Source organism: Streptomyces sp. LUP47B (assembly GCF_001746295.1).
Taxonomy (GTDB): domain Bacteria; phylum Actinomycetota; class Actinomycetes; order Streptomycetales; family Streptomycetaceae; genus Streptomyces.
Window position 1 is genome coordinate 215994 of the sequence record NZ_MJAH01000004.1, and the last position, 13006, is coordinate 228999.

General features: G+C 70.9%; 11 protein-coding genes and 1 pseudogene. 9 read left to right on the forward strand and 3 right to left on the reverse strand.

The annotated features are described in order from the left end of the window. Window positions 1-2 precede the first annotated feature (2 nt). Both frc and BFN33_RS14570 read left to right on the forward strand, forming a co-directional pair. Window positions 3-1160: a formyl-CoA transferase gene (frc, locus tag BFN33_RS14565; protein WP_256122758.1), complete on the forward strand. Its 1158-nt coding sequence runs from the start codon at window positions 3-5 to the stop codon at window positions 1158-1160. A 34-nt stretch (window positions 1161-1194) separates the two neighbouring features. Continuing rightward, complete coding sequence (locus BFN33_RS14570) at window positions 1195-1716, forward strand: carbonic anhydrase (protein WP_069760447.1); 522 nt, start codon at window positions 1195-1197, stop codon at window positions 1714-1716. 37 nt (window positions 1717-1753) lie between these two features. On the opposite strand, the gene BFN33_RS14575 is transcribed toward BFN33_RS14570, so the two are convergent. Continuing rightward, window positions 1754-2446 carry a GntR family transcriptional regulator gene (locus tag BFN33_RS14575; RefSeq protein WP_069760448.1) on the reverse strand — a complete coding sequence of 231 codons (693 nt, stop codon included), beginning with the start codon at window positions 2444-2446 and terminating at the stop codon, window positions 1754-1756. Window positions 2447-2589: 143 nt separating this feature from the next. Between BFN33_RS14575 and BFN33_RS14580 the strand changes: the two genes are divergently transcribed. After that, window positions 2590-3408, forward strand: a complete 819-nt coding sequence (locus BFN33_RS14580; protein WP_069760449.1) for an acyl-CoA dehydrogenase family protein — start codon at window positions 2590-2592, stop codon at window positions 3406-3408. 18 nt (window positions 3409-3426) lie between these two features. On the opposite strand, the gene BFN33_RS14585 is transcribed toward BFN33_RS14580, so the two are convergent. Further along, the gene (locus BFN33_RS14585; protein ID WP_069760450.1) at window positions 3427-4116 is read right to left on the reverse strand and encodes a GntR family transcriptional regulator; all 690 of its coding nucleotides are present in this window, start codon (window positions 4114-4116) and stop codon (window positions 3427-3429) included. Between the two features lie 255 nt (window positions 4117-4371). Here BFN33_RS14585 and BFN33_RS14590 point away from each other — a divergent pair, with 255 nt between their 5' ends. The 6 genes and pseudogenes from BFN33_RS14590 to BFN33_RS49755 all read left to right on the forward strand — a co-directional run. Beyond that, on the forward strand, window positions 4372-4851 hold the full coding sequence (locus BFN33_RS14590) for a formate dehydrogenase subunit gamma (RefSeq protein ID WP_069760736.1): 480 nt from the start codon (window positions 4372-4374) through the stop codon (window positions 4849-4851). Next, window positions 4848-6461: an NADH-quinone oxidoreductase subunit NuoF gene (locus BFN33_RS14595; RefSeq protein WP_069760451.1), complete on the forward strand. Its 1614-nt coding sequence runs from the start codon at window positions 4848-4850 to the stop codon at window positions 6459-6461. Before BFN33_RS14590 ends, BFN33_RS14595 begins: the two co-directional genes overlap by 4 nt. Then, window positions 6458-9274: a formate dehydrogenase subunit alpha gene (gene fdhF / locus BFN33_RS14600; protein WP_069760452.1), complete on the forward strand. Its 2817-nt coding sequence runs from the start codon at window positions 6458-6460 to the stop codon at window positions 9272-9274. Before BFN33_RS14595 ends, fdhF begins: the two co-directional genes overlap by 4 nt. Window position 9275: 1 nt before the next feature. Continuing rightward, window positions 9276-9488 carry a formate dehydrogenase subunit delta gene (locus BFN33_RS14605; RefSeq protein WP_069760453.1) on the forward strand — a complete coding sequence of 71 codons (213 nt, stop codon included), beginning with the start codon at window positions 9276-9278 and terminating at the stop codon, window positions 9486-9488. Window positions 9489-9571: 83 nt separating this feature from the next. Beyond that, complete coding sequence (locus BFN33_RS14610) at window positions 9572-10504, forward strand: LysR family transcriptional regulator (protein ID WP_069760737.1); 933 nt, start codon at window positions 9572-9574, stop codon at window positions 10502-10504. 207 nt (window positions 10505-10711) lie between these two features. Then, a pseudogene (locus BFN33_RS49755) lies at window positions 10712-10890 on the forward strand (indole-3-glycerol-phosphate synthase TrpC); the annotation flags it as partial. Window positions 10891-11381: 491 nt separating this feature from the next. Here BFN33_RS49755 and BFN33_RS14615 read toward each other — a convergent pair. Then, entirely contained in the window at window positions 11382-12965 is a 1584-nt protein-coding gene (locus BFN33_RS14615; RefSeq protein ID WP_069760454.1) for a FadD7 family fatty acid--CoA ligase, read from the reverse strand. Between the last annotated feature and the right edge of the window lie 41 nt (window positions 12966-13006).

Below are 13006 nucleotides of genomic sequence, written 5' to 3' on the forward strand. Positions count from 1 at the left end.
NGTTGCTGGCGTGGCTGGGGGCGGATGTGGTGAAGGTGGAGGCGCCGGGCGGGGACATCACGCGCCGGCAGCTGCGGGATGTCCCGGACGCGGACTCGCTGTATTTCACGATGCTCAACTGCAACAAGCGCAGTGTCACGCTGAACACCAAGACCGAGCGGGGGCAGGAGATCCTGACCGCGCTGATCCGGGGTGCGGATGTGCTGGTGGAGAACTTCGCGCCGGGTGCGGTGGAGCGGATGGGGTTCACCTGGGAGCGGATCCGGGAGATCAACCCGCGGATCGTGTACGCGTCGATCAAGGGTTTCGGGGACGGCCCGTACACGGATTTCAAGGCCTACGAGGTGGTCGCGCAGGCGATGGGCGGCTCGATGGCCACCACCGGGTTCGAGGACGGGCCGCCGCTTGCCACCGGCGCGCAGATCGGTGACTCGGGCACCGGCGTGCATGCGGTGGCCGCCGTCCTGGCGGCGCTGCTGCAGCGGGAGAGGACCGGGCGCGGGCAGCGGGTGAACGTGGCGATGCAGCACGCGGTCCTCAACCTGTGCCGGGTCAAACTCCGTGACCAGCAGCGCCTGGCCCACGGCCCGCTCCCCGAATACCCCAACGACACCTTCGGCGAGGAGGTGCCGCGTTCGGGCAATGCCTCCGGCGGGGGGCAGCCCGGCTGGGCGGTGCGGTGCGCGCCCGGCGGCCCCAACGACTACGTGTACGTCATCGTCCAACCGCAAGGCTGGACACCACTGGCCGCGCTGATCGGCCGGCCCGAACTGGCCGCCGACCCCGAGTGGGCGAGCCCCGAGGCCCGGCTGCCGAAGCTGGCGAAGATGTTCCAGCTGATCGAGGAATGGACCTCGACCCTGCCCAAGTGGCAGGTCCTGCACCAGCTCAACAGCCACAACATCCCGTGCGGGCCGATCCTGTCCCCGAAAGAGATCATCGAGGACACCTCACTCGCCGACAACGACATGATCGTCGAAGTCGAGCACCCGCAGCGCGGCACCTTCACCACCGTCGGCAACCCCCTCAAACTCTCCGACTCCCCCACCACCATCACCACCCCACCCCTCCTCGGCCAGCACAACGAAGACATCTACATCGGCGAACTCGGGTTCTCCCGCTCCGAGTTGCCGCGGCTCAAGGAGCAGGGCGTCATCTGACCGACCCGACCCGACCGGAGTGAGGTAGCCCCACATGTCGACTTCAGCACCCCGAACCGCGACGGTCACCGACCGGCTCGTGGAAGCCAACCGCGCCTACGCCGCCCGATTCACCGACCCCGGCATGGGCGCCCGACCCGTTCTGCGCGTGGCCGTAGTGGCCTGCATGGACGCCCGCCTCGACCTGCACGCCGCGCTCGGCCTCGAGCTCGGCGACTGCCACACCATCCGCAACGCCGGCGGAGTCGTCACCGACGACACCATCCGCTCCCTGACGGTCAGTCAGCGTGCGCTCGGCACCCGCAGTGTGGCGCTCATCCACCACACCGGGTGCGGTCTCCAGACCCTGACCGAGGACTTCCGGCACGAACTGGAACTCGAGGTCGGCCAGCGCCCCGCATGGGCGGTGGAGGCCTTCCAGGACGTCGACCAGGACGTACGGCAGTCCATGCAGCGGGTGCGCACCTCGCCGTTCCTCCCGCACACCGGCGAGGTGCGGGGCTTCGTCTTCGACGTGACGACGGGACTGCTGCGGGAGATCGACCCGAACTCCTGAGCCACCCTTGTTCGTTGACGGTGGTGGCCGACCGGGGTCAGTCGTCCCGGCCGGCCACCGCGGAGATCTGCTCGCAGTAGAAGTCCGTGGTGTTCCGGGTGTGTCGGCGCATGAGCTCCTCGGCGCGGTCGGCGGCACCCTCGCCGATGGCCTCGATGATCCTCGCGTGCTCGTTCCAGGCGTCCTTGCCACGGGGCCTGGCGATGGGCATGTAGTACCAGCGCACCCGCAGGTCGACCTGGGGGACGAGTTCGGCCAGGACCGCGTTGCGGGACAGCAGGGTGATGTGGCCGTGGAGGGCGGCGTTCGCCTCCACGATGGCCCGGGCGTCGCCGGCCGCGAGGGCGGCCAGACCGGTCTGCTGGAGTTCCCACAGCCGGGCGACGTCACGGGCAGTGGCGTGCCGGGCCGCGCCGCGCGCGGAGTGGGTCTCCAGGAGCGCCCGGACGCTGAGGAGTTGGGCGCACTCCTGCGTGGTGGGGCAGTGGACGAACGCCCCCTGTGAAGGGCGCAGGTCGACCCAGCCGGCGGTCTGGAGCCGCTGCAGCGCCTCGCGGATCGGCTGCCGGCTCACCCCGAGGCTCTCCGCCAACTCCGCCTCGACGAGGTGCTGGCCGGGCGTGAGCGAGCCGTTGATGATCAGTTCGGTGAGCGCCTCGTAGACGGCCTGGCGGAGCGGTGTGGGCCTGCTGATCGGGCCACGGGCTGTCACGGTGGGTGTATCGGGCATGGGCCCTGTCTCCCTCGTTCGGCTGATGGGTCTCCCGGATATTGCCCGGCCGGTCCCCCTGGCGCGGCGGCCTTCCATGCAGAATACTGTATGCAATCATCATTCGACAGTGGACCAGCAGCCACGCCCGAGGGGGTCGCCCCGTGTCGTACCGCACCGCTCTCTCCGAAGTCCTGACCAGTGTCGTCGGACCCGTCGCCGAAGCAACCGCCGTGCAGGGCCGGTTCCCTCGCGGCACGGTGACGGCCCTCGGCCGCGCCGGACTGCTGGGACTCACCGTCTCCACCGAATTCGGCGGCGGGGGAGGGGGGTTGCCGGAGGCCGTCGACGTGGTCGCGCGGACCGGACGCGTCTGCGCGGCGACGGCGGCCGTCCTCCAGTCCCACTACACGGCGGTCGCCGTCATCGAGGCATACGGCGACCCCTGGACGCGGGGTGAGATCGCCGCCGGACGCCATCTAGCCAGTCTTGCGCTCGCCGAGTCGGAGTCGGAGTCGGTGGTGGAGGTGCAGGGGGAGGGCCATGGGCCGTCGGCGGAGACCCAGCTGCTCGTGCCGCGCTCCGCGGCCACCCGTTCCGGTGAGGTGGTGGCCCTGCGGGCCCGCAAGCAGCGAGTGGTCGCGGCGGGGGAGGCCGACCTCTACGTCTGGTCCTCCCGGCCCCTCGCTGCCCCCGACGGGCTGACGCTCTGGGCGGTCCCGGCGCACGCCCCGGACCTGTTCGTCCCGGCGCGGGCCGGCGCCGCGGGACCCCGCGGCAGCGCGACCTCCACGGTGTTCGCCGACCCGGTGCTGGTGCCCGCGGAGGCGATGCTCGGAGCGGACGGCGGCGGACTCGACATCGTGCTCCGCACGGTCCTGCCATGGCTGCTCGAACTGCGGGCCGCCGCCGGGACCCGCCGCCCACCGGCCCTCGACCTCGGGAGCGCTCGCCGCCCCGCCGGCTCCCTCGCCGCGTCCTGAACCGTGCCCGGCAAAACGTCAGTCCTGATTCGCCCCGTCCGCGATCTGCCTGCGGTAGAAGTCGGTCGTACGCTCGGTGTGCTTGCGCATGACCTCGCCCGCCCGGTCCGCGTCGCCCTTGGCGATGGCCCTGATGAGCTGGGTGTGCTCGTTCCAGGCCTCCTTGCCGCGGGGTTTGGCGATGGGCGTGTAGTACCAGCGGACCTTCTGGCCGACCTGGGCGATCAGTTCGGCCAGCACGGCGTTGTCGGCGACCGCGGTGATGAAGTCGTGCAGTGCGGTGTTGGCCGCGACCAGGCGCTCGACGTCGCCGTCGGCGAGAGCGGCGATCCCGTCCAGCTGGAGTTCGTCAAGGCGCGCGATGTCCTCGGGCTTGGCGTTCTTCGCGGCGAGCTGGGCCGAGTAGGTCTCCAGGACCGAACGGACGCCGAGGAGCTGGGCGGCCTCCTCCTCCGTGGGGGAGTGGACGAAGGCCCCCTGGGCGGGCCGCAGATCGACCCAGCCGGCAGTCTGGAGCCGCTGGAGCGCCTCGCGGACCGGCTGGCGGCTGACGCCGAGGTGTTCGGCGAGCTCGGCCTCGACCAGATGCTGGCCCGGCTTCAGGGAGCCGTTGATGATCAGCTCGGTCAGGGCGTCGTACACAGCCTGACGCAGCGGCGCCGGGCGGGTGACGCGCCGGGACGCTGCGGCCGTGAGTGCCTCGCGCATGGTTGTCCCGTTCTGCCGCCGCTGTCGCCGGGCGGCGGCTTTGCCAAGTGGGGGCCGTGCGGAGGGTCGCCGACGGCCGCGTCAGCATACAGGTTTTGGTATGCAACATGGCGGCCGTCGACGCCGGGGACCGCGCTGGTTGACGCTCACGGTCCTCCCGTTGGCAGGGTTGTGTATACAGAAGTCTGTATGGAGTATTGTCTCAGTCTCCTGCATCCCTCGCCGGGGACCCGTGTGACGGAAGGCGAAGCGATCATGACGACCAGCGGGAGTGATGTGACGGTCGAGGACGTGGTCCGAAGGGTGGTGGCCCGTCACCGGGGCGAGCGCGGCGCACTTCTGCCCGTACTGCACGCCGTTCAGGCCGAGTTGGGCCATGTGCCGCAGGAGGCCGTGCCGGTGCTGGCCGAGGAGCTCAACCTCTCCCGGGCGGACGTGCACGGAGTCGTGACCTTTTACCACGACTTCCGCCGCGAGCCCGCGGGCCGCACCACCGTGCGCATCTGCCGCGCGGAGGCCTGCCAGGCGCTGGGCGCCGACCAACTGGTGAGCTACGCACGCCAGTCCGGGCTGCCCCTGGGCGAGACGACGCCGGACGGCTCGGTCACCGTCGAGCAGGTCTTCTGCCTCGGCAACTGCGCGCTCGGCCCGTCGGTGGAGGCCGACGGACGGCTGTACGGACGAGTTGGCCCGGCCAAGCTGGGCGCGATCCTCAACGGGACGGTCTCCTCATGAACAACCCCACGCACCCCACGGCCAGCGTGTACGTCCCCCGCGACTCCGCGGCCAGGTCCGTCGGCGCGGACGAGGTCGCACAGGCCCTTCAACACGCCGCCGACCGCGGGGACTTCGCCCTCGACGTCGTACGCAATGGATCCCGCGGCATGCTGTGGCTGGAGCCCCTGGTCGAGGTGGTGACCCCCCAAGGGCGTGTCGGCTACGGCCCGGTGACCTCGCAAGACGTAGAAGGGCTCCTGGCCGCGGGCATGCTCGACGGCGCCGATCACCCCCTGCGGCTCGGTCTCGTCGACGAACTGCCCTGGCTGGCGCGTCAGAACCGCGTCACCTTCGCCAGAGTCGGAGTGACCGACCCGCTGTCGGCCCAGGACTACGAAGCCCACGGCGGCCTCGCGGGACTGCGCGCCGCCCTGGAACGCGCCCCCGCGGACGTGGTCGCCGAGGTCACCGCGTCCGGACTGCGCGGCCGCGGCGGCGCCGGATTCCCGGCCGGCATCAAGTGGAAGACGGTGCTGGACTGCGCCGACGAGCTGAAGTTCGTCTGCTGCAACGCCGACGAGGGCGACAGTGGGACCTTCGCCGACCGGATGGTCATGGAGGGCGATCCGTTCATGCTCATCGAGGGCATGACGATCGCCGCACACGCGGTCGGGGCGAGCGAGGGCTACCTGTACATCCGCTCGGAATACCCGGACGCGGTGGCCACGATGAGCCGGGCGATAGGGATCGCCCGCGAGCACGGCTGGCTGGGCAGGAACATCCTCGGCTCCGCCCTCGACTTCGACCTGCACGTCCGTGTCGGCGCCGGCGCGTACATCTGCGGCGAGGAGACCTCCATGCTCGAGAGCCTGGAGGGCAAGCGCGGCATGGTCCGCGCGAAACCGCCGATCCCGGCGATCGAGGGCCTGTTCGGCAAACCGACCGTGGTGAACAACGTCCTCACCCTCGCCACCGTGCCCGTGGTCATGGCCGAGGGCGCGAAGGCGTACGAGCGACTCGGCGTCGAACGCTCCCGCGGCACCCAGGTGTTCCAGCTCGGCGGCAACATCGCCCACGGCGGCATCGTGGAGACCGCCTTCGGCATCACCCTGCGCGAGCTCATCGAGGAGTACGGCGGCGGCACCTTCTCCGGACGCCCGGTGCGCACCGCGCAGGTCGGCGGCCCCCTCGGCGCCTACCTGCCGACGGAGATGTTCGATCTGCCCATGGACTACGAGGCGTTCGCGGCGGCCGGGGCGATGGTCGGCCACGGCGGAGTGGTCGTCTTCGACGACAGCGTCGACATGGCCGCGCAGGCCCGCTTCGCGATGGAGTTCTGCGCCGAGGAGTCCTGCGGCAAGTGCACACCGTGCCGGGTCGGCGCGGTGCGTGGCGTCGAGGTGATCGACAAGATCGTCGCCGGCACCCACCGGGACGAGAACCTCGCCCTGCTCGAAGACCTCTGCGACCTGATGACCGAGGGCTCACTGTGCGCGATGGGCGGTCTGACCCCGCTGCCCGTGCGCAGCGCCCTCACCCACTTCCCCGACGACTTCCTCGGCGGCCGTCGACTCCTGGACATCCAGCCCGTACAGGCGACGGGCCGAAGGACGGAGGGCACGGCATGACACTCCTCAAGGAACCCGACTTCGGAACCCCCGAGAGGCCAGGACCGGCGACGGTGTCCGTCGAGGTGGACGGCCTGCCGGTGACCGTCCCCGAGGGCACCTCGGTGATGCGCGCGGCCGCGCAGGCCGGCGTCGACATACCCAAACTCTGCGCCACCGACAGCCTGGAGGCGTTCGGCTCCTGCCGGCTGTGCGTGGTGGAGATCGACGGCCGACGCGGCACCCCGGCGTCCTGCACCACCCCGTGCGCCGACGGCATGAAGGTGAGCACCCAGACACCCAAGGTGGAGAAGCTCCGCCAGGGCGTCATGGAGCTCTACATCTCCGACCACCCCCTGGACTGCCTGACCTGCCCGGCCAACGGGGACTGCGAACTCCAGGACATGGCAGGGGTGGTGGGCCTCAGGCAGGTCCGCTACGGCTACGAGGGCGAGAACCACCTCGACGCCGAGAAGGACACCTCCAACCCGTACTTCGACTTCGACCCGTCCAAGTGCATCGCCTGCTCGCGCTGCGTGCGCGCCTGCGGCGAGGTCCAGGGCACCTTCGCCCTCACCATCGAGGGCCGCGGCTTCGACTCCAAGGTCTCGCCGGGCGCCGGGGAGACCTTCATGGACTCCGAGTGCGTCTCCTGCGGGGCCTGCGTCCAGGCCTGCCCGACGTCCACACTCCAGGAACGCTCGGTCGTCGAACTGGGCATGCCCACCAGGTCGGTGGTGACCACCTGCGCGTACTGCGGGGTCGGCTGCTCCTTCAAGGCCGAGCTGCGCGGCGACGAACTCGTGCGCATGGTGCCGTACAAGGACGGTGGCGCCAACGAGGGCCACTCCTGCGTGAAGGGCCGCTTCGCCTTCGGCTACGCCACCCACCCCGACCGCCGGCTCAAGCCCATGGTCCGCGACCGGATCACCGACCCCTGGCGCGAGGTCGAGTGGGACGAGGCGATCGGCACGGTCGCCCGGCGGATGCGCGAGATCCAGAAACAGCACGGTTCCAGCGCGATCGGCGCGATCACCTCCTCACGGTGCACCAACGAAGAGGTCTACGTCGTACAGAAGATGGTCCGCGCCGCCTTCGGCAACAACAACGTCGACACCTGCGCCCGCGTCTGCCACTCCCCGACGGGATACGGCCTCAAGCAGACCTTCGGCGAGTCGGCCGGCACCCAGGACTTCCGCTCGGTCGCCGAGGCCGACGTCATCATGGTGATCGGCGCCAACCCCACTGACGGACACCCGGTGTTCGCCTCCCGGATGAAGCGAAGGCTGCGTGAGGGCGCCCAGTTGATCGTCGTGGACCCGCGCCGCATCGACCTCGTGCGCTCGCCGCACATCGAGGCGCGGCACCACCTCCAGCTGAGGCCCAGCACCAACGTGGCCGTGGTCAACGCGATGGCACACGTCGTGGTCACCGAAGGCCTGGTCGACCGGTCCTTCGTGGACGCGCGGTGCGAAGGCTTCGACGACTGGGCCGAGTTCATCGCCCGACCGGAGAACAGCTCGGAGGCCGTCGAGGAGATCACCGGCGTACCGGCCGCCGAACTCCGGGCCGCGGCACGGCTGTACGCCGAAGCGTCCAACGGGGCCATCTACTACGGCCTCGGCGTCACCGAGCACAGCCAGGGCTCGACCATGGTCATGGGAATGGCCAACCTCGCGATGGCGTGCGGGAACATCGGCCGCGACGGGGTCGGAGTGAACCCGCTGCGCGGCCAGAACAACGTGCAGGGCTCCTGCGACATGGGCTCGTTCCCCCATGAACTCCCCGGCTACCGCCACGTCTCCGACGACGCCGTCCGCACGGTGTTCGAGAACCTCTGGGGCGGAACCCTCCTCGCCGAGCCGGGACTTCGCATCCCCAACATGTTCGACGCGGCCATCGACGGCACCTTCCGCGGCCTGTTCGTCCACGGCGAGGACATCGCCCAGTCCGACCCCAACCTGGGGCACGTCACCGCGGCCCTCGAAGCGATGGAACTCGTCGTCGTCCAGGACCTGTTCCTCAACGAGACGGCCAAGTTCGCGCACGTCTTCCTGCCCGGCGCGTCCTTCCTGGAGAAGGACGGCACCTTCACCAACGCCGAACGCCGCATCAACCGGGTACGCGCGGTGATGAAGCCGAAGACGGGCAAACACGAGTGGCAGATCGTCAGCGAGATCGCCACCGCCATGGGCTACGAGATGTCCTACGACCATCCCGGCCGGATCATGGACGAGATCGCGTCGGTCACGCCGACGTTCACCGGAGTCTCCTTCGACCTCCTCGACAAGCTCGGCAGCGTCCAGTGGCCGTGCAACGAGGAGGCGCCCGAGGGCACGCCCGTCATGCACGTGGACGAATTCGTCCGCGGCAAGGGCAAGTTCGTGGTCACCTCCTACGTGCCGACCAGCGAACGCAGCACCCGGCGCTTCCCCCTGGTCCTCACCACGGGCCGTATCCTCAGTCAGTACAACGTCGGCGCGCAGACCCGCCGCACCGCCAATGTCGCCTGGCACCCCGAGGACGTACTCGAGCTGCATCCGCACGACGCCGAGGTCCGCGGCATCAACGACGGCGACATGGTCACCCTGGCCAGCCGCGTCGGGCAGACGACTCTGCGCGCCGAGCTCTCCGACCGCATGCCGACCGGGGTCGTGTACACCACGTTCCACCACCCCGTCACCGGCGCCAACGTGGTGACCACGGAGAACTCCGACTGGGCGACCAACTGCCCGGAGTACAAGGTGACCGCCGTACAGGTGGCGCTCGCCCGCCCGGACCGGCAGAGCGACACCGAGGCCGCCGGGAACGACCTCGTGACGGTGGTGGACTGAGATGACAGCGACCGTGCCGTCGGAGTGCAGGATGGCCAACGACATCGCCAGGAACCTCGGACATCTGCCGGGGGAGGACGCGGCGGAGGCGATCGCGGGGCACATCGGCAGGTTCTGGGACCCGCGCATGCGCACCCGGCTCAACGAGTTCGTCGATGCCGGCGTGGACGGCCTCGACCCCCTGGTGGTGGCCGCGGTGAAGCTTCTGCGCTGACCGGTGCGGTCTCCTCCCTGTACATCACTCCACACTGCATACAGTATGGAGACAGTGATCCCATGGGCAGGGAGGAGCCGCTCATGCTGTTCCGGCAGCTCGAATACTTCGTGGCAGTGGCGAGGGAACGGCACTTCGCCCGGGCGGCGGATTCCTGCTACGTCTCCCAGCCCGCGCTCTCGGCGGCGATCGCCAAGCTGGAGCGGGAGCTGAACGTCACGCTGATCAACCGCGGCCACAACTACCAGGGCCTCACCCCGGAGGGCGAGCGGCTCGTGGTGTGGGCCAAGCGGATCCTCGCCGAACAGGACGCCTTCAAGGCCGAGGTGGCCGCCGTGCAGTCCGGCATCACGGGGACCCTCCGCCTCGGCACCGACCCCACCGCGTCCACGACGCTCGCCCTTCCCGTGGCCGCCTTCTGCGCGGCGCATCCGCTGGCCAAGGTCCAGGTCCGCTCCCGGCTGTCGACGAAGGAACTCCACCGCCAGCTGCGCGACTACGAACTTGACGTGGCCATCGCCCACTTCGACCCGGACGACCAGGAGGGCCTCCAGGTCGTCCCCCTCTACCAGGAGCGGTACATGCTCCTGGTCTCCGACGACCATCTGGTGGCCCAGTCCGCCACCGTGTCCTGGGCGGACGCGGCCCAGCTGCCGCTCGCCCTGCTGACGCCGGACATGCGGATCCGCCAGATCGTCGACAGCGTGTTCGCGGAGAAGGGGTACGTGGTGACCCCGCAGGTCGAGACGGACTCGATCGCCTCCCTCTACGCCCACGTGGGCGGCGGAGGCTGGGCGAGCATCGTGCCCCACACCTGGCTGCGCGCGATGCCGGTGGTGGGCCGGACGAGAGCCCTGCCGCTGGTCGACCCCGAGGCCGGAGCCCAGGTCTCCGTGGCGATCCACGCGGCGACCCCCGGCTCGGTCGCCGCCCGCGCGTTCGTCAACGCGGCGACGGGCCTGTCCCTGGACGACTTCTTCGCCCGCCCCCTGCCCACCGAACACCGGGTGCGCTGAGCTCCGCGAGGGCGCGCGTGTCGGCACGGCTTTCTCGGGTTCGGTTCTCGCACGGCGGCGTACGGCAGCACGGCGGCGGGCGGGCCTGCCCGGGCCGATTCCGTCCCAGCCGCTCCTTGCCGGACACGGCGGACGCGGCCCCGGCTGCACCGCCGGGGCGCTGCCCCCGAGACTGTCTCGTCGGCGTGCTGCCAACGGCCGGCTGCTCGCACGGCGAAGCCTCCCGCGGCCCAGGACGGCGTGGCCGCCCTGCGCGGCGACGGCGTCAAGGTCATCTGCGAGGTCAGGCGCTCCAGCCCTCCAAGGGCGCGCCGGCCGCCATCGCCCACCCGGCGGGCCTGGCCGCGGACTACGAGGCGGGTTCACCGGGTGCGGCGGGCGTTGTCCCGGCTGCCTTGTCGGGTTGCTGCCTCAAGGCTGTCTCGTCGGGGTTGCTGTCTCCTGCAGGCCGCTCCCTGGGCGAGCACGACGGACGCTGCCCCGGCTGCTTGTCGGGTCGCTGCCCCAAGGCTGCCTCGTCGGGCCGCTGCCTCCGACAGGTCGCCTCTTGCCGGGCATGGTGGGAGCTGCCGTGACTACGCCGCCGGTGGCTGCCTCGAGGCTGTCTCGTCGGGGCGCTGCCTCCGACGGGTCGCTCCTTGCCGGGCATGGTGGGAGCTGCCGTGACTACGCCGCCGGTGGCTGCCTCGAGGCTGCCTCGTCGGTGCGCTGCCTCCGGCAGGCAGCTCCTTGCCGGGTGCGGCGGGCGTTGTCCCGGCTGTCCTGTCGGGGCGCTCCCCCCAAGGGTGCCTCGTCGGAGCGCTGCCACCCACAGGCTGCCCCCACCGGGAACGGCGAGCCCTGCCCCTCGTCGGGCCCCTGCCCCCATCCGCCCCTGTCAGGGCGCGTACCGCGACTGGACCGCCTTCCGGTCCAGTCCTCCCTTCGCGGTGTACGGCAGCGCGGCGACCAGTTCGAGCCGGTCCGGTACTTCGAACGCGGCCAGCCGGTCGCGGCAGTACCGCAGGATCTCCTCGCGCCCGATGCCGTCGGCCTCGCGCACCACCACGGCGGCGCCGACCCGCTGCCCGTACACCCCGTCGGGGACCGCGAACACGGCCGCCGCCGCGACCCCCGGACAGCCGGCCAGGATGTCCTCGACATGCTCGGGCGAGATCTTCTCCCCGCCCCGGTTGATGAGGTTCTTGATCCGCCCGGTCAGCGACAGGTACCCGTCCTCGTCCAGCGCGCCCAGATCACCCGTGCGCAGCCACCCGTCGACGAAGGTCCGCGCCGACTCGTCCCCGTCGGCGAGATAACCCCGGGCGACCGTGGGCCCCTGCACCCACACCTCGCCCTCGACACCCACCGGACAGGCATGCCCGCCCCGGTCCACGACCCGCACCTCGACGCCGGTCGGCCGGCCCACCGAACCCTGCCTGAGCGCTCCCCGCTGCGGCAGTGGTTCGCTGGTCGCCTGGTGCGAGGACTCCGTCATGCCGTACGCGGACAGCAGCGGCGCACCGAACGTGCGCTCCAGCGCCCGCTGCGTCGCCGTGTTGAGGGGCGCGCTGCAACTGCGGACGAACTTGAGCGGCGGCGCCTGCGGACCCGGGTACTCCCGCTCCGATCGGTCCAGAAGGATCTCGTGGATCGCCGGCACCGCCGTGAACCACGTGGCGCCCACGGCCCGCATGTCGTCCCAGAACGTGCCCGCCGAGAACCGCCCCCGCTCGGGCAGCAGCACACAGCCCCCGCTCGCCAGGGACGCCAGCAGCGCGGCGAACAGCCCGTGGCCGTGGAAGAACGGCATCACCGCGACCGTCGCGTCCCCGGGACCCAACTCATAGGTGGCGCAGATGTTTCGGACCGAGGCAGCCACATTGGCGTGCGTCAGCGGAACCATCTTCGCCCGGGCGGTGGTGCCGGCGGTGAACAGCACGAGGGCGTCCCGGTCCGACAACTCACCGGCCGCGCCCCCGCCTTGCGACACTTCGCAGACACCGGGTTCGAGAACCACCGCAGCAGTCCCCGCCCGGGAGACGTCCACCCGCAGCGGCCAGGCCGGCACCGGAAGCGGGACGACACCGGACGTCGACGGATCGAGGAGAACCGCCCGCGCCCCCAACGCCATCAGCCGTGCGGACAGTTGGGACCCGGGCAGCGCTGGATCCAGCGGCGCGGCCACCAGCCCGGCCCGCGCCGCGCCGAGCAACCCGACGACGAACTCAGCCGTATTGGCACAGATCAGGCCGACCGCATCACCGGGACGCAGCCCCGCACCACCGAGCCGGGCCGCCACATCCTCGGCCAGGAACGCCAGCCCCCGGTACGACAGGTGCACACGCTCGCCGGTCACCACGAGGGCCCGGGCGTCCGGGCGTTCACGTACCTGCCGGTCGAGGAGGTCGGCAAGGCCCGTGACCTCCGCAGGCCGGTACCGGTTCGCGTCACGCACGGATGCCGCGGCCGGAACGGCCATGACCCCACCCCCTCGCACAGGTCCGACGAAACATCCACTGC

Excerpts from the sequence above, each read along its gene's own strand:
- fdhF (WP_069760452.1), top strand. The coding sequence starts at position 6,458 with ATGACACTCCTCAAGGAACCCGACTTCGGAACCCCCGAGAGGCCAGGA.
- BFN33_RS14595 (WP_069760451.1), top strand. The coding sequence starts at position 4,848 with ATGAACAACCCCACGCACCCCACGGCCAGCGTGTACGTCCCCCGCGAC.
- BFN33_RS14590 (WP_069760736.1), top strand. The coding sequence starts at position 4,372 with ATGACGACCAGCGGGAGTGATGTGACGGTCGAGGACGTGGTCCGAAGG.
- BFN33_RS14570 (WP_069760447.1), top strand. The coding sequence starts at position 1,195 with ATGTCGACTTCAGCACCCCGAACCGCGACGGTCACCGACCGGCTCGTG.
- BFN33_RS14615 (WP_069760454.1), bottom strand. The coding sequence starts at position 12,965 with ATGGCCGTTCCGGCCGCGGCATCCGTGCGTGACGCGAACCGGTACCGG.
- BFN33_RS14610 (WP_069760737.1), top strand. The coding sequence starts at position 9,572 with ATGCTGTTCCGGCAGCTCGAATACTTCGTGGCAGTGGCGAGGGAACGG.
- BFN33_RS14575 (WP_069760448.1), bottom strand. The coding sequence starts at position 2,446 with ATGCCCGATACACCCACCGTGACAGCCCGTGGCCCGATCAGCAGGCCC.
- BFN33_RS14585 (WP_069760450.1), bottom strand. The coding sequence starts at position 4,116 with ATGCGCGAGGCACTCACGGCCGCAGCGTCCCGGCGCGTCACCCGCCCG.
- BFN33_RS14605 (WP_069760453.1), top strand. The coding sequence starts at position 9,276 with ATGACAGCGACCGTGCCGTCGGAGTGCAGGATGGCCAACGACATCGCC.